The organism is Schaalia suimastitidis DSM 15538 (assembly GCF_000429105.1).
Taxonomy (GTDB): Bacteria; Actinomycetota; Actinomycetes; order Actinomycetales; family Actinomycetaceae; genus Pauljensenia; species Pauljensenia suimastitidis.
On sequence record NZ_AUBF01000009.1, the window covers coordinates 110415 to 130492 of the forward strand.

The following is a 20078-nucleotide window of genomic DNA, read 5'->3' on the forward strand; positions in this document are numbered from 1 at the left end:
CATGATGCGTCATCGCCGCCACCGGTCCACCCTATCGCTTGGGGCTCGCACGTCTGTTGCGCGACGAGGCGTTGCAGCGCTTGCGCTGGTCCTGGCCGTTCCGCTGTCGCTGCTTTCTGTCACTCCTGCGTCGGTTGCTGACGAACGTGACGACGCGGTGGCGCGGCAGCAAGCAGCGCAGGCGCGTGCTGACCAGTTACGCATTGACCTTCAAGGCATTGGTACGGAATTGGCGCAGATCTACATTGATCTTGATGCTCTCAATCAGCAGATTCCACTAGCAGAAGGTGACCTTGCCGCAGCGCAGGTGAGGCGTGACAATGCGGAACGTGAACATCAGATCGCTGTTGAGCAACTTGAAGCGTCCCGTGGCGAACAGGAGCGACTGGAGGCTGAGGTCGCTTCGTCACAGGACCGACAAGAACAAGCGACGAAAACAATTGGCGGTATGGCACGCGAAATGTACCGAGGTGGTATGACCTCGCCGATGGCGTTGGTCTTGTCCGCCGAAGGTAGCCAAGAGATTGGACAGCGTGCTGCTGCCGCGGAAGTCCTTGCCAAAAGCCAAGATCAGGCGCTCCAACAAGCGTTGAACTCAGAGTCCACACAACGTAATCAGGCTGCGCGACAAGAAGCAATCACTGCGCGTGTTACTCAACTGGAAGAAACGGCGCGTGCTGCCGCGGAAGCCGCAGCTCAGGCAGAGCGTGATGCCGAAGCGAAGGTACTTGAGCTCGCGTCACTACGTGAACAGGCTCAGGCAAAACAGGAAGAATGGAACGGACGTCAAGCTGAAGCCACTGCTCAACTTGCTCAAGCCGACCGCGAATTTGCTGACGCTGCTGCACAGGTGCAACGCCTCGACGCTGAACGTGAAGCGCAGCTTGCTCGGGAACGCGCGGCAGCAGCGGCAGCAGCAAGCAGTGGCAGCTCAGGTTCGTCGGGGTCTTCCGGTTCTTCTTCGGTGTCGTCATCCTCTGGTTTTGTCTACCCGTTGCCGTCGTACTATCCGGTGACCTCGCCTTTCGGGTGGCGTATCCATCCCATTACAGGGGTGCGTACCATGCACCAGGGAACTGATTTCGGTGCTCCTTGCGGTGTTCCAGTGTATTCGGTGGCAAGTGGTTACGTCACTGATGTGAAGTGGTGGGGCACTGGTGGCCAGACGGTGTGGGTGAACCACGGGACGATTAATGGCACTCCGATGGTGTCGCACTACCTGCACTTATCGGCCTACTCTGTGTCTGTCGGCCAGTATGTGCGTGCTGGACAGCAGGTAGGTTTGGTGGGCACGACGGGTGGCTCAACCGGGTGCCACCTTCACCTAGGGTTTATCGCCAACGGTAGTTACGTCAACCCGATGAACTACCTGTGAACTGACGCTACCACTGCTTGCGAATGGTCACGCGGTGCTGCTACTCAGGTAGCGGCGCTGGCCATCCCGTTTTGGTGCGATGAAGATGCACGGCGGGCGCGCCTCGTCTATCGTAGGTGTGCTGGAGTCAAGAAGGGAGGAAGCACCGATGCCCAAAGAGTGGAAAAAGCCGAAGATGACCGAGGCGGAGCGCCGCAAAGCAGAAGCGGACTCGAAAAAAGTTGTTGCTCGCAACAAGAAAGCACGCCACGACTATCTTATCGAAGACACGTGGGAGGCAGGTCTGGTGCTTTCGGGAACCGAGGTGAAAGCGCTACGAATGGGGCGCGCGTCGCTAGTTGACGCGTGGGTGGAAACCAAGGATGGTGAAGCGTGGCTGTACGGTGCCAATATCCCCATGTATGCGCAAGGCTCGTGGAATAATCACGCGCCGACACGTAAACGGAAACTGCTGCTTCACAAGGCAGAAATTGTGCGTCTCGCGCAGAAAGTTGCGGCCAAAGGCTATACGATTGTGCCTTTGGAACTGTACTTTATCGGTGGAAAAGCCAAGGTCGAGATTGCTTTGGCCAAAGGTAAACAAGAGTTCGACAAGCGTCATGCCTTGCGTGAAGCGCAAGATAAGCGTGAGGCGGAACGTGCGATGAGTCGTTACGTTAAGCGGCCTCAGCGTTAACAAGCGCTTTTGACTGCCTTGGGTGAGATGTGGAAGGGCGCGTGTGAGGATTTCGTTGTGTGCGGCTTCTGTGCGTTGCGCTGTTTCGCTGCACATGCGTAGCCGGTGGTCTGCTGCGTTGTATTGACTGGTGCTGCCTGGGCATACATAGCGTCGCGACTGGCTTGTCGGAGGATCAACCAGTCATTGATCTCTTGCGAGTAGGGGCGTAGGCAGCGTAGAATGACGTGTTGCCCCGGTAGGGGAGTGAGTTGTGAACTCAATAGGGGATGATCGGTTTCGACGACGGTTGTCGATCGAGGGGAAGCGGGCCGAGGATGTGCGTTCAACTCGTTAACGATACGCGCAAACCAATAGGTGCCGAACAGAACCGCACCGACTACGTTCTCGCCGCCTGATTGCCGCGTGAACCTTTAGTCCGTCAGCCCGGGTGGTGCTCTCAGCCCGGTTCCTGGCGTCGTTCAGAGAGCCACTGGTTGCGAGTTGCGTTGGCCGACTCGCTTCGACATTCAGTCAACTGAGCCTATCCGGTAGCAGGTCTGCATGACGCCGGGGGCTGAGAAATAATCCAGCAGACTGCGCCCGGAGAAGACCTCGGGGCCAGCCGTCGGACCGGGGTTCGATTCCCCGCATCTCCACTAGAAGGCTCTTTCTTCACGAATCTGTGTCGAAGAAATTGCTTTGGGTCGCTCCCCCGGCGCGTGCCGGGGGAGTTTTCGTTTGTCAGGCGGCGGCTGTTCTGCCGACTTGGGTGAGTTCGGGGCTGGTGAACTGCTCGAAGGGTAGTGTGGGCGGGGATGTAGATCGGCGAGGCGGCGAGGATCCGCACGACGGAGTAGATGGTGGTCATCTGCATCGCCCTACGGTCGGTCACTGTCTGCCCCGATGTGCTGGGACCGAACAGGAACGCCTACTGGCCCGACAGCTCGTGATTGTCGGCGTGGCGGGTGTTCTCACCACGGATCCAGTTGTCAAGGCCCATGTCTGTGTTTCCTTCTCGAGATAACATGAGTTGACAGTGTTTTGTTACCGATGGCATCTTGACTGACGTACCATGTGCTTCATATACAAGGTGGTTAGGGAATGGACCGTACCGATGGTGATGCCAACGAGGTCTTCGTTGTAGATCCGATTGACGAGGAGATCGTTACCTCTGACGAAGATAGGAATCACGTCAAGCGAGAGGTTGCGCGTATTCGAGAGTTCGTGTCGAACCTTTCGATAGACGATCTCAAAAGCGGAGACTGGTTCGTTAAGCTTCTAGCGTTCTCGCTCAATCAATATGTGACGCAGGTTGATGCGAATTACTTCAAGAAAAAGTACCCAAATCTTCCTCCTGACGCTGTTGTCGATGCGCGTATCAAGATGGCCGCAAACTACGCCGCCATCGAAGGTGCTCTCAGTTCATTTGCCTACACAGGTGTCGTTGCCGCCACGATTGGCACCGGTGGTGGTGCTTCCCCGCTGACGCTACCCGCAGGCGGAGCGAGCTTCGCCATTGACCTGAGTTACACGTCCTACTTGCAGCTACGCATGACCCATGACATCTCCGTTCTTTATGGCGTCCCGCTAGATCTCAATGACCCAGATGACACGTGGAAGCTGGTGAAACTGGCTTTCGGTGTCAAGGCAGGTGAGACCGCAGGCGGCGCGGTCATGAAGGGACTGCCCGCTTTCATACGTCCCGTCATGAAGAAGGTATTCAGCGGCGCAACTCTCGCGGCGCTCAAGAGTCTGCCAGTCGTCGGAAAGTACCTTCTTCAACGCAATATCATCAAGTTTACCATCCCTGGTGTCACTGTCCCCTTGACGACTGCAGTCAATCGATGGATGACCAAGGCGGCAGGCGAACGGGCCAAGATCTCGCTTTGCAGGGAAGCCCAAATCATCGAGGCCTCTCGGCGAATTGTGGCCCAAGCAGAGAACGTTGAGGCAGTTCTTGCAGTTCTGTGGTGGATCATCAACATTGACAAGACCGTCCAGGACAAAGAGCGACTTCTCCTGCACTACCTCACGGTGTCTGCCGAGCAAAGCGGTAATAACAGTGAGGACTACCAGCACTACATCGAGTCCTTCAAAAGCCAGATCGAAGTAGATGAAGAGGATCTTTGGGAACGAATCAGCTCGATGTCCGCTGAGGGCGCTCCATATCTCTACCGGGCAGCTGTCATCGCATCCGCGGTCGATGGCAAGATCAACAAGCAGGAGCTTGATCTCCTGGAAATTCTTGCTGAGCGTCTAGGGCTCCAACATGACAAGAAACTGATCTATGAAATCGAGTGTCAGTGGAAGTAAGCCCCCTCCGAACCGACCAATTGAACTGACGAGATATCTCGTTACGCTGCGCCTCATGGTGACCTAGAAAACCAGTATGTCGTGCTCGTCGTGCACCGAAGCCCCGGTGCTGGTGCTGCATCTATGGATGGTGCGGTCGAGGCTATGATGGTGGCGACGGTGCTGTCGATTTCTTGATGGATTTCTACTTGTCGAGTTTGATATTCCCGGCCGGGTCGGTGTGCACATGAATGTTGTCGACCATCCGGCCGAGTACCGGGTATCCACCGTGGGCCAGCCTTCCCTCTATCGCGAGTTTCATCAGTTCTTTCGAGGGCGGGACATGTGGCTCACCGCAATCGACGTTGTACCGCGAGCGTGATCGGGGCGATGCGTCGGTGCTAGGGTGGGGGTCTGGGTCTTCCGATGATGGAGGTTCTTACGCCTTCCACCTGAAAGACCTCGACGTGCTTCACGTTACCTTTACCCGCCCTGACCTTACCAGGTTAACGCGTCTCAATGAGCTCGGTCTGGAAGTCGTCGGCCAACACGTTGAGTCCAAAAGGGCGGTGCTTGCCCGCCGGGTCGTTGATGATGAAAGAGCATGACCACAGCAACCCACCAAGCTGCATAACCTGTATCACCTCGCCCTGCAGCACGCCTACAATCTTCTGGCCGACAAGGTCGCTAAGATTCCTTGACGCCCATGCGAGGTGACTCCCTGGCTGCGTGAGTATTCCTCGTCTAGCTGACGACACCCGATGTGGTACCGACACACCAACTCGTGACCGAAGTGTGCATTCCATTGGAGTAAACACGCACGGGCAATCAAGGCACACCCAAACGTGCATACACCGATGAGCGCCATAACGCCACGAGGCCGACAAAAGGTGCCCAACACGTGCCGCCATACGCCCGCAGGAGCGATGTGTTATTCGCTCCTGCGGGTTTTGTTCTGTGATGAAAAATCAGATGGTGGCAGAAAAGCCACGACGCACGGTCGCGTCACCTGCGCAACAAGTGCGGGAGAAAAGCCTTTAGCCCACCGCCTTTTTGTTATCAGTCATCTTGTTATCGCTCATCTTGTCGTCGGTCATTTTAGTGTCGCTCATTTTGTCGTCGCCGGTCTTTCCGTCGCTCATCTTCCCGTCACTCATTTTGTCGTCGCCGGTCTTTCCGTCGCTCATCTTTCCATCACTCATTCTGTCGTCCGTCGTATTCGACACCGCTGGCTGATTTTTATTGCTGTTGTTCATAGAACCTGAACCAGAGGTGCCACACGCGGCCAATCCCAGTGCGGTGACGATAGCGAGAGAAGATGCTGCGACAAATTTCAAGGTTTTCATGGAGGATGTGTCCTTTCACTGATGGAGGTATCAGGCGATACCGTCACGAGCTATTCGAAGCACAGCCCCACCGTGGATTGCTCAATAACCTGTGATTCATGTAACGCGCGGAAACGAACCTTCGGCCAATCCGAATGAGCATTGGCATCGAACCCTGCATAAGTCATCAGTTCGAAGGAAGAAGGAAAATATGACGTCATTAATCCTTGTTGGCCTCCTTGGAGGGTTAATTACGGGAATATCGCCGTGTATTCTCCCGGTTCTACCCGTGATTTTCTTATCGGGTGGTGCGCAATCGGCGCGGCAGGGCGCCAAGGTTGGAAACATCAATATGGGTGTTGCTCCGGGCATTAACCTGGGTGGTCAGGGTGCTTTACGAGGCCAGGGTGCGTCCGTCGCCCAAAGTGCTTCCGGCAGCCCAGGCGTGTCGGGCGCACTGGGGACACTCCCAGCACAAGGCAGCCCTGAGGCTCAGCAACGCGCATCCCGGTGGCGACCCTACCTTGTCGTCGCCGGCCTCGTCCTGAGCTTCACCACATTTACCTTGCTTGGCTCGACGCTGCTCAATCTTTTGCGTCTACCTCAAGACTTCATTCGCTGGACCGGCGTTGTCCTATTGGCGTTGATTGGCGTGGGAATGCTCTTCCCCCAAGTGATGGAGATCCTCGAACGTCCTTTCGCTCGCTTCGGCAAAGCTGACACAGGAAAATCGTCCAACGGGTTCCTCCTCGGCCTGGTTCTTGGCACAGCCTACGTGCCATGCGCCGGTCCTGTGCTTGCTGCCGTGTCAGTCGCAGGTACAACAGGAATGATCGGAACTGACACAGTCCTCCTTGCAATCTCATTTGGTATAGGTACCGCTATCCCGCTGCTATTTTTTGCGCTCGCAGGGCGACGCCTCACCGAACGTATCGCCGCATTCCGCACACGTCAGCGCGCTATTCGACTGACCGCTGGTATCGCAATGATCGCGCTTGCTGTCGGCATCGTTTTTGATCTTCCTGCCGTGATTCAACGTGCACTGCCTGACTACACTGCTTCGCTCCAAAAGAGCACGGGAGAACTCCTTCGAGGTGGTAGCGCCCCATCGGCCGCTGCTAACGGCACATTGAGAAACTGTGTAGATGGTGCAACAGAACTAGCTGATTGTGGTCCACTGCCAAAGATCGACGGGATCCACGCCTGGTTCAATACGCCTAACGGTGCGGCAATTGACGAAACCGCACGTCAAGGAAAAGTGACGCTGGTGGATTTTTGGGCCTACTCGTGCATTAACTGCCAACGCTCAATACCGGGAATTGAGCGTCTCCATCAGACCTACGCACAATCGGGTCTGCAAGTCATTGGTGTTCACTCACCTGAATACGCTTTCGAAAAAGAGGTGGCGAATGTACAGGCAGGTGCCGAAAAACTGGGCATCACATATCCGGTGGCGGTCGACTCAGATTTGGTGACGTGGCGTAATTTTGATAATCACTACTGGCCTGCTCATTATCTGGCCGACGCCTCGGGGCGCCTGCGTCAAATTAAATACGGCGAAGGCGGAGAAGCTAATACTGAGAAGCTCATCCGAGAACTTCTTGTTGCCGCCAACCCGCAAGTGACCTTGCCTGCACCGATCTTTGCCACTGAGGATGCCACCGCCTCGCACATTCGTCGTACCCCCGAAACCTATTTGGGAGCGTGGCGTGCCCAGCGGGTGGCGAATGGGATGCTCACGCAGGGTGAACATCGCTTCGCCTTCCCAGAAAACCTCGATCAGGACCATGTTGCTTTTGATGGGAACTGGCAGGTTGAACACCAGCACATTACGCCAGCAGGCACGCCTGCCCGTTTGCGCCTGGCCTGGCAAGGGTCTCAGGTGAATGTGGTGGCGTCGGGCGAAGGGAAACTCACGTGGAACAGCAATGGTGTGCAAAAGACAATGGATGTGGGTGGTGTGCCCAATGCACTGGAACTAGTGCGCACCATGGAGCCAACATCGGGCGTGCTTGAACTAGAAGTTTCCCCAGGGGTGCAACTGTACTCCTTCACATTTGGGTGAGCCGCACCAGATGCCCGGTTCGGTGAGGCGGTAAGGCCCCCGGGCTGGGGGAAAGGCGGTAAGGCCCCCGAGCTGGGGGAGTCGCGCCATGTGCCCGACGTCATATGCTCGCGGTGGGTGCGAGGGTATCCCACGTGCTCACCGTGAGCATATCGCCCTATGATAACTAAGTGAGTTTTCGAGTAACTACTGTCGATGAGATGCTCCTCGTTCGTATCGGACGAGGTGACACGGAGGCATTCGAGCGCTTTTACGACGCATGGTCCGGACGCCTATTCGCGCTCATCCTCCAAATCCTTGTGGATCACGCACAATCTGAGGAAGTCTTACAGGAAGTGTTTCTGGAAGTATGGAGGCAAGCATCATCATATGATCCGCAGCGAGGAAGCGCCCAGGCATGGGTGGTGACCCTGGCTCGCCGCCGCGCAATCGACCGCGTGCGGGCGAGCCAAGCTCACCGCGACCGTGAAGCAAAAATCCCACACGCCAGTGCCGACTATGATCAAACGGTAGAAAAGGTTGAAGAACGTATGGTCCAAGAAGAAGTACGACATATGCTCAAAGAACTGGGTGAACCCTACCGTTCGACAATTATCCTGGCTTACTTCACGGGTCTGAGCCACGCACAAATTGCACAGGTCACGCACACTCCGCTTGGCACAGTGAAAACACGGATACGGGACGGTCTGTCCCGAATGAGACAATGGATGGAGGCGCAACGATGAGCGACGAATTTGACGACATCACGAACGAGGCGGCCGCTGCCTTAGGCGCCTCACTGCGCCCGGTCGCCCCACCCCCTGCGATCAAAGCTGCACTGATGCGGGCCGTCACTTCAAGTGGGCAAGACGAGGCGTCGCCTCGTCAGGCAGCCCAGGCGGACGAAGCACGGCAGACGGACGGGGTAACAGAGCAGATGGATGGAGCAACGCTGACGGACGAAGCAGGGCAGACGGACAGTATCGGGCAGGCAAATGAGTCAGGGCGAATGGCTGAGCCAGCACAGACAGCCGAGTTAGCACAGGCGGATCGGTCAGCGGCCCAAGGTGCGCCTGCGCCCGTTACGCCACTGCGGCCTCGGCAATTCCGAACCTTTGCATTACGAGGCGTAGCCGCGGTCCTGCTTCTCCTTGCCGGTGCGGGCATTGGCCGGTGGAGCGCAATGGACTCAATGGAACCGTCAATGCACTACGCGAAACTGAATCAAGCGCAAGACGTCGAACGTGTGGCTGACGTGATGCCTGATGGACACGTGGCAACACTGACATGGTCTCGTGGAATGGAGATGACTGCGCTGACACTACCGGCCGAACTTCAACAGTCTCACGGTTTGGCTCTACAGTTGTGGCGACGCCAAAACGGAGTGGTCACACCCTTAGGAATGTATTCACCCAGCAAAGGAACATCATTTTCCTTTATCGACATCATGCCCGAACCAGGTCTGGAAATCCTGGTCACAATTGAACCTGAAGGAGGCTCAGCACAGCCTTCAGGGGAGCCTGTAGTGGTACTCCGCGTGGCCGACGATACTCAGAAAGAGTCAACACTGGTGACAGCATAAGCACATGAAGTGCCACAAAGGGTGCATGAGACAGCGTGACATGAGAGGCAGCGTTTTGTGGGAGGGGGGACTTTTGTGAAAGATAGGGGAGTTTCGTGGGAGATGGGGACCTTTGTGGCAGGTGAGGCACTCGTGCTGGGTGGGAATGCCGTAGCAATGCCCACCCAGCACGCAGTTTAGTTGCCTGAGTCGGCAAGATGCTCAATGACGTGTAAAGAACCAAGGTCAGGCGCATCCCCCGTTGGATTGGAGAAATGAACCGTGTTCCACCCTGCTTTTAGTGGTGCCTCGAAACCAACTTCGGCATAGTTTCCACCAAAGCTCCCAGAGTATAGACCTCGTAGAACAATCGGACTATCGTCGTTGACCGTGATGTGAACATCGCGGCGCTCGCCGCTACGGAAATCCACGGCAAGACGGTAATTCCCGTCGGCTGGTGCCCATACTTGAGTGAGCGTCGCATCATTGCCTTCTCCGCCAAGCCAACGTGTTGAACCTTTTTCGGCGACCGTTTGGCCGCGTAGGAATCCATTATTGACTTGAACAGCGTAAGGAAGTGTCGGTTGTGCCTGGTATGCCCGGAAGTAATCGACCTCAAAGGTTTTCGGATAGGGGGTGTGAGGGTCGAAAGGTCCTGTCCACGAACTCCCCATTTTTTCGTAGACACCTATGAATGTCATCATCGGGTAATCAGGAGATTGCCACGTGGAGTGCACGAGTTTGCCGTCGACGTACAGTTTCATGCCTGAGGGAAGCCATTCGAAACCGTAGGTATGCCACTGGCTGGTGAAATCTGAGCCGTCACCAAAATGTGCTCGACTTGGCCAGAGTTTGAAGTAGTCTCCCCACGTGTGGGTGCTAAAGAGAGCTTCCTTTCCGCCGTACCGGCCCAGGATCTCAAAAATATCAACCTCACCGGACTGTCGTGCCTGCGTATTGGCCCCGATAGGCTGATCTTGGTTGACGCCGGTCATCCACCACGCAGAGTGGACGCCACCGCCTGGTGCTGCTTTTGCTCGTAACTCAAAGTAGCCGTATTTTTGCAGATGCCCGCGGAATGGTTCGACGTGCTGCGCAACATTGGGATAGGAGGTCCAGCGGTGGATGTAATCCTTGTTGAAAGTCTGGATGGACGAGATTTTGGTGTCGCCGTCTCTGGCGGGGTCCCACGGTGCGTCCTCGCGATTAATCGTGAGTTTAAGGGTACCGTTGTCAACCTGATAGCGCGCTTTCGTCCCCGGTGACGTTGACCAATGTGGAAGATATTCGTCACTAAATAGTTGGCGATTGATATCTGTCGAATTGAACTCTTCTGATGCTGTAATGACATAACCTGGCCGCTCAGGGGTCTGTGGGTCAATCAGCGAGGATGTAGGTGGGGGAAGTGGGCCGTTGATCGGTGCGCTATTTGCCGAGGCGGCATGCGGCAGGAGCGGTAGGGCAAGTGCACTTACGGCCAGCGTCGTGATCAGTGTGAAATGCCATTGTCTGGAGTGCATATAGGTGTCCTTTCGTGACGACATTGTCGGTAGTGGTGTGTGCGAGGCACACGGCTTGGCGCGCATCGACTCATTTAGTACTCACCTTCCCAAAGGGAACCTGGAGTGGGGGAGGGGAAATAATCGGCCTCATGGACGAGGCGCGCCAAGGCATCGTTGATTGCATCAAGCCCGTAGCGGGCTGCGCCGAGAATGATTTCTTTACCGGCGAGCTGTGAGGCGGTGATCGTCGGCATAAAGGGGCATATTTGTGAGAGTCGTTCCTCTAGGCCCGGCACAATGAGTTCTGAGTATGCGGCGAAACGGCCACCAAGGACAACGCATTGTGGGGCGAGCGCCAAGATCATGGCGGCTGTCCCCAGGCTGAGCACATCAATGTAGGCATCGATGGCAGCCAGTGCTTGCTGATCGCCTGCCTGTGCCGCTGGGAAGAGTTCGACCCGTGGAGGCTGACCCTTCGGGTACAGGTGTGTGGCAAAACATTCATTTTCGAGGTCGCGCCACTGTAACGCTGGAAGTTCCCCAATGAGCCCGGCGCTTCCTTGAAAGCCTCCGTGGACGCGGCCCGAGATTACGGCGGCGGCGCCTGTGCGTCGCCCAGCAAGGATATATAGGACGTTGTCGAGACCTGCTGCCGCGCCTTTCCATGATTCGCCGCGCGCGCCAAGGGCGCAGTCACCAGCCACAATCGTTTTGGTTGACAGGGCGTGCGAGAGTGCCGAGGCAAGGTTTGTACCGACCCAGCCAGGCATTCCGTGACCGCCGAAGTAGGTGACTGTGCCGTCATGAACGATGCCTGGTGTGGCGACGGAGCAGATAAGGGTGCTTCCGGGAGCTGCTTCCTGTGCGTGCTTCGCTAAGGTGATGCCACGATCGAGGCGTTGCTGGGTTGGTGTCTCTTCCTGGCAGCTTTCCTCGTAATCGGTGAGGATCTCGCCATTCAGGGTTGTAGTCATTACGCCAATGTGGTGGGCACCAAAAGAGATGGCCAGAACATGTCCCGATGATGGTGCCAGGTGGTAGTAGCTAGCTGGACGGCCAAGTGACGACAAGGTGTCAGGTGGTGCTGTTTCACTGATCCAGCCCAGTGCCTTAAGGTCTGAGACCACTGCTTCGGCGCCGGGGCGCGTTAAATCACTCAGACGTGCTAGCTCGCTGATTGTTTGGGCAGATTGCGTGCAATGTGACAGGACGGAAGCCATATTTGCTCGGCGTTGAATACGTCGGCGAGCGGTGGGTGTGGTCGTCATTGTCGGCCCCCTTTTGACATACAAAAGAAACTTGCATAATAATATCAGCACTGTTGACGGAATGGGGATATCAATGACGACTATTCTTTCACCCGCCTCCAAGAAGACGAGGAAAACGCGCACCAATGCGCGCGCACGGCATGAAAGCCTAGTGGCATTAGCTTTTATTGCACCCGCCTGCCTGGGATTCATCGTGTTCTACCTATTCCCAATGATGCGCGGTGTACAGATCAGTTTCACCGACTGGGACCTGTTGACTGCGCCGAAGTGGGTGGGCCTGGATAATTACACAACGCTGCTGGCCGACACCCATTTCCACAACGCCCTCCTCATCACCGCCACCTACGTGGTGGTCAATATCAGCACACAGACAGCCGCAGGTTTCGGTATTGCCCTACTGATGCAACGCATCAGCCAGTCAACCCTGGTCCGTTCGCTGCTCCTCGTGCCGTGGCTAGTACCAAATGTCACCATCGCCGTGATCACACTGTTCATCCTTGACCCCAACGTTGGGCTACTCAACCACCTCATGGGATATATCGGCGTTGGCCCCATTGCCTTTTATGGGAACCCTGATATCGCCATCATCACGGTAGCTCTGGTGAACTCCTGGCGAAATATGGGCTACACAGCACTCCTCATCTTCGCGGGCATGCAGATCATACCCAAGATGGTTTACGAAGCCGCTGAACTAGATGGCGCCAGTACGCTCCGCACCACCTTCTCAATCACACTGCCGCTAATCCGGCCCGTGCTGGTCATGGTCGTCGTAGTGTCCATGATCGGTTCGTTCCAAATATTCGACACCGTGGCTGTCGCAACGAAAGGCGGGCCAATCGGCTCCACACGCGTCATCTACTTCTATATCTACGAAAAAGCCTTCCAACAAGGCCAAATGGGCTACGCCGCAGCCATGGCAGTCGCGCTGCTCATCATCATCCTTGCCATGACGTTGCTTCAACTTCGTCTAACCCGCGCAACCGAAACAGACTTGGACTGACAATGACACGTGGACAAAAGATCACAATAAAGCCGGGCAAAGTCATTGGATGGGCTACGCTTATCCTGCTCCTCGTCATCACACTCATCCCGTTTGTGTGGACTATTCGAACGGCATTTGTTCCCAACGCGCAGATTTTCAGCGGAGACTACTCGCTTATCCCGCAGGACGCGACCCTCGTCAACTTCAAACGTGTACTGGGTTTGGTGTCTGCAGAAGAAGACCTCGCAGCCGGCGGTGCAGGCGCCAAAATGTACTTCTGGTTGTACCTGCGAAACTCGATGATTTTTACAGCACTGCTGGTAATTGGGCAGGTCGTGACATCCTCGATGGCCGCCTATGCGTTCGCCCGCCTGCGCTTCCCCGGACGCGACAAGATCTTCGCAGTGCTGCTGACAGGCATGATGATTCCGCCAATCTTCATTGTGCTACCAAACTTTGTGCTCATTAAAAACCTTGGGCTACTCAACAGTTTCCTTGGATTACTTGCGCCGTATTTCTTCGTCAGCCCATTTGCCATCTTCTTCCTGCGGCAATTCTTCTTGTCAATTCCGCGTGAAGTAGAAGAAGCCGCCAAAGTTGACGGCGCCGGATACTGGCGCACTTTCCTTCGCATCATCCTCCCGATGAGTTCAGCACCGATCGCCACTATTTCCATCATCCAAGCCGTTTTCGCTTGGAACGAGTACCTGTGGCCACAGTTGATTGGCAAAGACCACGCTGTGCGACTCCTCAACGTCGCGTTGGCGGTATTCCAACAAGCCTCACCATCGACCAGTCCAGACTGGGCAGGCCTCATGGCAGCGGCAACGCTGCAAACACTTCCAATGCTCATCGTCCTTCTACTTGTCGGAAAGAAACTCGTGGGCTCCATTGGACTGACATCTGCCAAATAAAAAACAAGAACCCCTCAAAGGAGAGACACATGAAAATCAGGCGAACACTTCTCGCATGTGCGGCAGTTACCGCGCTGGGCCTTGCTGCCTGCACGCCAGCAGAATTGCAAAACACCAGCGGTGGCGGTGGCTCCAGCGAAAGCGGCGGCACAACTATCACTTACACGCTGTGGGACCCCAACCAAAAACCCGCATATGAAAAATGCGCTGCGAAATTCACTCAAAGCACAGGCATTAACGTCAATATTGAACAATCCGGTTGGGATGACTACTGGCAAAACCTCACCACGTCACTGAACGCGGGAACTGCACCAGATGTTTTCACTAACCACGTTGCCTACTACCCGGAACTTGCCACCAAAGGCGTGCTACTGGACCTCAACCCGTTCTTAGAAAAAGACCCTGTCGACTTCAGTCAATATACCGGTGACCTTGCCAGCTTGTGGGAATATGACGGCCAACGTTTCGGCATTCCACAAGACTGGGACACCATCGCCCTGGTCTACAACGTCGAGGCAGTCAAAGCTGCCGGCATCGACCCCGGAACCTTAAAGGACCTCGACTGGAACCCCACCGACGGAGGCTCCTTCGGTAAACTCATTTCCCACCTGACGATTGACAAAAACGGTGTACGCGGCGACGAACCAGGCTTCGACAAAACACAGGTAGAAACCTACGGGTGGGGCTTGGAAACCGGAGGCGGCGTCGTCGGACAAGGCCCATGGTCGTGGTTGGCAATGTCCAATGGTTTCACCTACCTTGACAAGAACCCATTCGGTACTCGTTACCAGCTGGATGACCCGAAGCTTTCCGAAGCGCTGACCTGGTGGCAACAACAAATTGAAGCTGGTTTCGTCACCCCCGTTGAAGAGGCCGGTAACCTGGGCCTAGAACCGATGATGGAACAGAAGAAAGCGGCGCTTGTGCCCGATGGATCGTGGCGTATCAACTCTTGGGCCAACTCCCAAGCGCAGGATTTCGCATTCGCTCCGCTGCCGAAGGGACCTGAAGGCCGCAAGACCATTATTAACGGCATCGCTCCATCCATCACGAAAGACACCAAGCATCCTGAGGAAGCATGGAAGTGGGTCCGTTTCCTTACCTCCAGCGAATGCCAAAGCATCATCGCCGACGAGGCCGTGGTCTTCCCCTCCATCACCGCCTACTCCGAGGCTGCAGCTAAGGCACATGAAGCCAAGGGTGTTGACGTATCGGCTTATCTCGATATTGCGCGTGATCCCAACGCGCTGGAATACTACCCGATCACCTTCAAAGCAGCTGAAATCAATGCCGAAGCAGGGCTTGTCATAGAACAAATCCAACGCGGTCAAGTCAAACCTGCCGACGCTTTGCCAGCGCTCAACGAGAAGATTAACGCGATCCTCGCCCAGTAGCGCACGGTGGTGCGGTGTACGCAACGAGTGTACGTGCACCGCACCCCACGCGCAGCGGCCTGTGTGCAGGCCGCGCGTTAGTGCGGCCAATGCTTTTCGCCTCGTCTGCGCCGCCAACGCACGACGGCCCAACCGTGCCGCACCTTTCCCACCTTCCACAGCTTCGCCTCGATACGCACGGAGAAGTGCACGACGATGAATATTCAACTCAGCCAATGTGATGGCATATGGCAACTGACCGGTGACATTGCCCTCGCCTATGACAGCGCTGGTGTCAGCACCGCCAAGGGCACCAGCCGTACTGTCCGCATCCACCACACCTTACCGCCGTCGGTGTCCTACCTCAGACACGGATATGGATCCTGGTCACCGACACGATGGTGGTACCTTGACCGAGACCCGTGGCGCGTATGGAACAATCCGATGCGCACCGCAACCGCTGAAGATGCCGCCACCGACACTCCGAGCGTGCACCAGTCCTATATGCTCACCTGCCTTGAGCTGGCTCCAGGCCAGATATTCCTCGTCGGAGCACTCGGAGCGCGCACGGCACTGTTCGGATTGCGGGACGGCGAAATATTCGGATCCAGCCTTGACGAGGCCGAAGAAGGTACCGCAGATTCTGGGGAAATACTCGAATGGTTTTTTGCCTTCGGCCCCGAATATGCATGCCTGACAGCCTTCGCCCAAGCGGTCAGCGCCTCGGTTGGCGCTTCTGATACTCAGCTGCACCACAGTGAAACCTGCGCTGTAGCCCCCACAGTTGCCGCCGCGGCCTCGGTGAGAGCCCACGATGACCATGGGGTGGGCATATCGACTTCGGCCAGGACGTACCCGCGTCACGAGGTTGGCGCAGTCTGGTCCTCCTGGTATTCCTGGTTCGAAGAGATCACGGAAGAACATATTGCCTCGGAAATTTCAGCGGCAGCGCGAAGCGGCTACGAGGTCGTGCAAATCGACGACGGATGGGAAAAAAGTGTTGGCGACTGGACGTGTAACGACGATTTTCCCCGAGGGATGGAAGGCCTCGTCAAGCAAATAAATGATGCCGGAATGACCGCTGGCCTGTGGATATCACCCTTTATTGCGCTCGCGGACACGCCGGTCGTGCAAGAACACCCCGAATACTTCGTTGCCGACGCCGACGGGTACCCAGCCGTTGCTGGGTATAACTGGGGACAGGCCTACTATGCCATCGACTGTACCCGCCCTGAAGCAATGGCTTGGGTACTTGATGTGATTGATCGGGCTTACCGCTGGGGCTTTCGATACTTTAAATTTGATTTCCTCAATGCGGCGGCAATGCGTGGGCACCGGTACCAGCAGGTGAATCGGGAAGATGCCTACCGCATGGGTCTGGAAGCGATTCGCCAACACATACCGGATTGCTACATTATGGCGTCGGGCGCTGTTGTGGCTGCGTCAATTGGACTTGTTGACGGTATGCGAGTGGGGCCGGATACTGCTCCCTACTGGGACAATATGGATCGGCATCGAGACCCAAGCGGACCTGCCGTGCGTAATGCGTTACGTAACTCCGTGACCAGGTATTGGCTCAGTAGCGTGGTGGATATTGACCCTGATGTTGCTTATGCGCGCACGCGCGGTTCGCTGCTGTCGCCCGAGGTGAATGCAATCACGCAGGAAATGGCGCGGGTGTGCGGTGTTTTCGGATGCTCCGACCCAGATGCGTGGCTGACGGATGCTGAACGTGCCATTATCGCCGGCTGCTGTTACTCGTTTAAAGACGGGAAACGACCGCAGGTTGAGCAACTGTCGCGCTACGTCTTTCGCGTTGATGGGCGAGACGTTGATTTCGAGCCGTGGATTACCCCCGCCGGTCGCGTCTCTGACCGACTGCTGGTCAAATAGTTGCCGGGTGTCGGCGACTGCTTGACGAGGCGGTGGATGGTTGACGTGGGCGACGCGCTGATGCGGCGAGGCGGTGGCCGATTCACGTGGGCGACGCGCTGATGCGGCGAGGCGGTGACCGATTCACGTGGGCGACGCGCTGATGCGGCGAGGCGGTGACCGTTTCACGTGGGCGACGCGCTGATGCGGCGAGGCGGTGACAAGGCGGCGAATAGCTGGCAGCTGCGCACCGCCTCGTCACGTATTCTCAGGTGCGCACCGCCAGGTCGCGTATGCTGTGGGGGTGTCCGTAGACTTCCCGCCCATCGTCAGGCGCACCAAGCCCGAGGTCCTCGCCCCCGCAGGTAGCCTTGCCACTGTCAAAACCGCTATCGATTTTGGGGCCGATGCCGTGTACTGCGGCGGGAAAGCCTTCGGGATGCGTGCAGCGCCAAAAAACCTCAGCCTTGAGGATTTCGAGCAGGCGGTAGCCTATGCGCATCAACGCGACGCCCGGATCTTCGTCACCTGCAATATTTTGCCGCGCAATGACGAAATTGAGCAGATGAATGCCTACATGGGGCAGCTCGGCGAGATCGGTGTCGATGCACTTATCGTTTCGGATGTTGGTGTCCTCATGGCTGCAAAGCAGGTGGCGCCACACGTTGAGGTGCACGTATCGACCCAGGCGGGGATCACCAATTACCAGGCCGCCAATGCCTTCGCTGCCCTGGGAGCTTCTCGCGTGGTGCTGGCCCGGGAACTTGACCTGGAAGCAATCCGAGGTATCCGAGCTAATGTTTCACCGGACCTTGAAATCGAAGCATTCGTCCATGGGTCCATGTGTATGGCCTTTTCGGGGCGGTGTTTAATCTCGCAGCACATGACCGGAAGAGACGCCAACCATGGGGATTGCGCGCAGTCATGCCGCTGGAAATACCACGTCGTGGAAGAGAAACGGCCCGGCGAGTTTATTCCGGTAGAAATCACCGACCAGGGAACATTCCTGTTTAACTCCCATGACATGAATCTGTTGGCTCACGTTGACGAGATTCTTGACGCGGGCATCACTAGCTTGAAAATTGAAGGCCGAGCAAAGAGTGCTTATTACGTGGCGGCTATGGCCAATGCCTATAAATGTGCCGTCAATGAGTACATGCTGCAGCGCGGCTTTGAGGACGCCGCTGGCAATACGCTTACGCCATTTCGGCATCACCTGAGCGACGGTGCGGATGTGCTGCCGGTGGCATCGTCTGCCTGCGCGTGCACTGGTGGCGGTACCGCACCTCCAAAGGTGGTCCTTCCAGCATGGTTGCTTGAGGAACCTTACAAAATCGCTCACCGAGAATACTCCACTGGCTTTTACTATCCAGAACACAGTGCTGGCGAAAATATCATGTCTGGCGCCTATATCAATACGTGGCGGTGGGTTGGAAATGTCATTGGCTACGACGATGCCGCGGGCCGCGTGCGCATCCACGCGAAAAATAAAATCAGTCCGGGGATGGATATCGAGTTTCTTTTCCCTGGGCACGAACCTGTCGTATGCCGCGTCCCTGAACTCGGTCTGCAAGACGAGGCGGGGCGAGCTGTCGCGGAAATCAACCATCCTGCGCACGAGTTTTCCCTTCCCATTGATCAGCCTGTACCTGCAGGTGCGATGATTCGTGCGCTCATGCCGAAACGAGTGTCCAGGAGTCACAACTGAACTGCTGGGACAAAAGTCATAGCGGCCACTACGATGGTATTCACTTTGCTTGCCGCATATGAGCCGCGGAATTGCTGAAAGGAAAACCCATGGCCTACGAACTACGCGTCTACCTCAACTTCCCCGGAAATACTGCCGAGGCCATGACCTACTACCAGGGCATCTTCGGTGGCGAACTACAGATCATGACATTCGGCGATGCGCAGGCGCTGCCGGAAGGCTCCCCAAGCCTCGACAAGGTCATGAATGCTGAACTGCGCACACCGCACTTCACCCTAATGGCTGCCGACATCATTGCAGAAACGCCGATCGAGGTCACCCTGGGCAACAACTACAACATCGCCCTGGTGGGTGAAAGCGTCCAGACACTTGAGGAACTCGCCTCAGCCTTCGACGCACTCGCCGCGCACGACAATGCCACCGTCGTCATGCCGCTGACACGCGTCATGTGGGGCGCCGTCTTCGGATCGCTTGTTGACGGATTCGGCGTACCGTGGATGTTCAATATTGACGTCCCCGCCGGTCAAGCCGGTCGTTTCGACGACGTCAACGCCAATGCCTAAAGACTTGGCGTCCGTGTGGGCCTCGGTCGAACGCAATACCGGCATCGGCCAAGAAGAATGGTTGACGTATTTTGAGCCGCACCGGAGCCTGGACCACACCGCGCTGGCGAAATTAGCGTTGGCGCGCATCGTCGAATCCCACGAGGCCGGTAATCCAGCGCTGGCCAACCGGAGCCTCCAGTGGTGGGCCCAAGGTGTGACCGCCCTGTATGAGCAGCACATTGGTCGACGCCAAGAGGGGCAACGTTGCGACGGTGCTTACGGTGCGAGCGCCTCGAAAACCGTGCCTGGGTCGATGGACGAGGTGGCCGACCGTTGGGCACTTTTCGTGCAGGAACGCTTGAGCGAGGTTGAGGGGATTGCCTGGGCTAGTGAGCCGCGTTGCACAGCTACTGACAAGTGGCGGTACTGGCGCTGCGAATTAGAAAACGGTGCGCCGGTCTCGGTCAATATTAGTGCGCGTCCCAGTGCAGCTGGTGCCGCCAAATGCGGAATCGCCGTTGAAATGCGCAAACTGGGTAGCAGTGATGAGGCTACAGCGTTTAAAAACATATGGAAGGCAGTGCTCGCTGAATTTGCTGCCTGGGAAGAACCCGGCAGCATCGGGACCAGTGACCAGTGACCAGTGACCAGTGACCAGT

The 20078-nt window shown here is 56.5% G+C and carries 18 protein-coding genes, 1 other RNA gene and 1 pseudogene; 14 read left to right on the top strand and 6 right to left on the bottom strand.

Translation table 11 applies throughout. The features are described 5' to 3' along the window. Position 1 precedes the first annotated feature (1 nt). From G438_RS0104720 to G438_RS0104730, 4 genes are all read left to right on the top strand, one after another. Positions 2-1375 (top strand): peptidoglycan DD-metalloendopeptidase family protein, encoded by a 1374-nt coding sequence (locus G438_RS0104720; protein WP_165569229.1) that lies wholly within the window; start codon positions 2-4, stop codon positions 1373-1375. Positions 1376-1523: 148 nt separating this feature from the next. Further along, positions 1524-2051, top strand: a complete 528-nt coding sequence (smpB, locus tag G438_RS0104725; protein WP_026460354.1) for an SsrA-binding protein SmpB — start codon at positions 1524-1526, stop codon at positions 2049-2051. 265 nt (positions 2052-2316) lie between these two features. Further along, positions 2317-2692, top strand: a transfer-messenger RNA (tmRNA) gene (ssrA, locus tag G438_RS12225). 442 nt (positions 2693-3134) lie between these two features. Further along, a complete protein-coding gene (locus tag G438_RS0104730) occupies positions 3135-4346 on the top strand; it encodes a hypothetical protein (RefSeq protein ID WP_026460355.1) in 1212 nt (403 codons plus the stop codon). 63 nt (positions 4347-4409) lie between these two features. Here G438_RS0104730 and G438_RS12730 read toward each other — a convergent pair. From G438_RS12730 to G438_RS12470, 4 genes and pseudogenes are all read right to left on the bottom strand, one after another. Then, a pseudogene (locus G438_RS12730) lies at positions 4410-4665 on the bottom strand (terminase TerL endonuclease subunit); the annotation flags it as partial. 166 nt (positions 4666-4831) lie between these two features. After that, complete coding sequence (locus G438_RS12755) at positions 4832-4984, bottom strand: hypothetical protein (RefSeq protein WP_205618408.1); 153 nt, start codon at positions 4982-4984, stop codon at positions 4832-4834. A gap of 378 nt (positions 4985-5362) precedes the next feature. Further along, positions 5363-5671: a hypothetical protein gene (locus G438_RS0104745; protein WP_026460356.1), complete on the bottom strand. Its 309-nt coding sequence runs from the start codon at positions 5669-5671 to the stop codon at positions 5363-5365. Positions 5672-5721: 50 nt separating this feature from the next. Beyond that, positions 5722-5871, bottom strand: coding sequence for a hypothetical protein (locus tag G438_RS12470; protein WP_165569230.1), 150 nt, complete (start codon positions 5869-5871; stop codon positions 5722-5724). Between G438_RS12470 and G438_RS0104755 the strand changes: the two genes are divergently transcribed. The 3 genes from G438_RS0104755 to G438_RS10860 all read left to right on the top strand — a co-directional run bounded on the left by G438_RS0104755 (position 5862) and on the right by G438_RS10860 (position 9276). Beyond that, entirely contained in the window at positions 5862-7715 is a 1854-nt protein-coding gene (locus tag G438_RS0104755; RefSeq protein WP_026460357.1) for a cytochrome c biogenesis protein CcdA, read from the top strand. The genes G438_RS12470 and G438_RS0104755 overlap by 10 nt on opposite strands. Before the next feature lie 200 nt (positions 7716-7915). Beyond that, complete coding sequence (locus G438_RS0104760; RefSeq protein WP_034285206.1) at positions 7916-8440, top strand: sigma-70 family RNA polymerase sigma factor; 525 nt, start codon at positions 7916-7918, stop codon at positions 8438-8440. Next, on the top strand, positions 8437-9276 hold the full coding sequence (locus tag G438_RS10860; protein ID WP_051259305.1) for an anti-sigma factor: 840 nt from the start codon (positions 8437-8439) through the stop codon (positions 9274-9276). The genes G438_RS0104760 and G438_RS10860 overlap by 4 nt, the downstream gene beginning before the upstream one ends. Before the next feature lie 176 nt (positions 9277-9452). Here the strand turns inward: G438_RS10860 and G438_RS0104770 are convergent, their stop codons facing one another. Continuing rightward, positions 9453-10775, bottom strand: a complete 1323-nt coding sequence (locus tag G438_RS0104770; protein ID WP_026460359.1) for a family 16 glycosylhydrolase — start codon at positions 10773-10775, stop codon at positions 9453-9455. A 74-nt stretch (positions 10776-10849) separates the two neighbouring features. Next, positions 10850-12025, bottom strand: a complete 1176-nt coding sequence (locus G438_RS0104775) for an ROK family protein (RefSeq protein WP_026460360.1) — start codon at positions 12023-12025, stop codon at positions 10850-10852. A gap of 73 nt (positions 12026-12098) precedes the next feature. On the opposite strand from G438_RS0104775, the gene G438_RS0104780 reads away from it, so the two are divergent. The 7 genes from G438_RS0104780 (at position 12099) to G438_RS10875 (ending at position 20059) form a co-directional block, all read left to right on the top strand. Beyond that, entirely contained in the window at positions 12099-13025 is a 927-nt protein-coding gene (locus G438_RS0104780; protein WP_026460361.1) for a carbohydrate ABC transporter permease, read from the top strand. 2 nt (positions 13026-13027) lie between these two features. Further along, a complete protein-coding gene (locus tag G438_RS0104785; protein WP_026460362.1) occupies positions 13028-13921 on the top strand; it encodes a carbohydrate ABC transporter permease in 894 nt (297 codons plus the stop codon). A gap of 29 nt (positions 13922-13950) precedes the next feature. Further along, positions 13951-15315 (top strand): ABC transporter substrate-binding protein, encoded by a 1365-nt coding sequence (locus G438_RS0104790; RefSeq protein WP_026460363.1) that lies wholly within the window; start codon positions 13951-13953, stop codon positions 15313-15315. A gap of 195 nt (positions 15316-15510) precedes the next feature. Next, entirely contained in the window at positions 15511-17187 is a 1677-nt protein-coding gene (locus tag G438_RS0104795; protein WP_026460364.1) for a glycoside hydrolase family 36 protein, read from the top strand. 283 nt (positions 17188-17470) lie between these two features. Next, entirely contained in the window at positions 17471-18874 is a 1404-nt protein-coding gene (locus G438_RS10865; protein WP_131245774.1) for a peptidase U32 family protein, read from the top strand. A gap of 89 nt (positions 18875-18963) precedes the next feature. Further along, positions 18964-19437 (top strand): VOC family protein, encoded by a 474-nt coding sequence (locus G438_RS10870; protein WP_051259306.1) that lies wholly within the window; start codon positions 18964-18966, stop codon positions 19435-19437. Next, positions 19382-20059, top strand: a complete 678-nt coding sequence (locus tag G438_RS10875) for a hypothetical protein (RefSeq protein ID WP_131245776.1) — start codon at positions 19382-19384, stop codon at positions 20057-20059. Before G438_RS10870 ends, G438_RS10875 begins: the two co-directional genes overlap by 56 nt. Positions 20060-20078 lie beyond the last annotated feature (19 nt).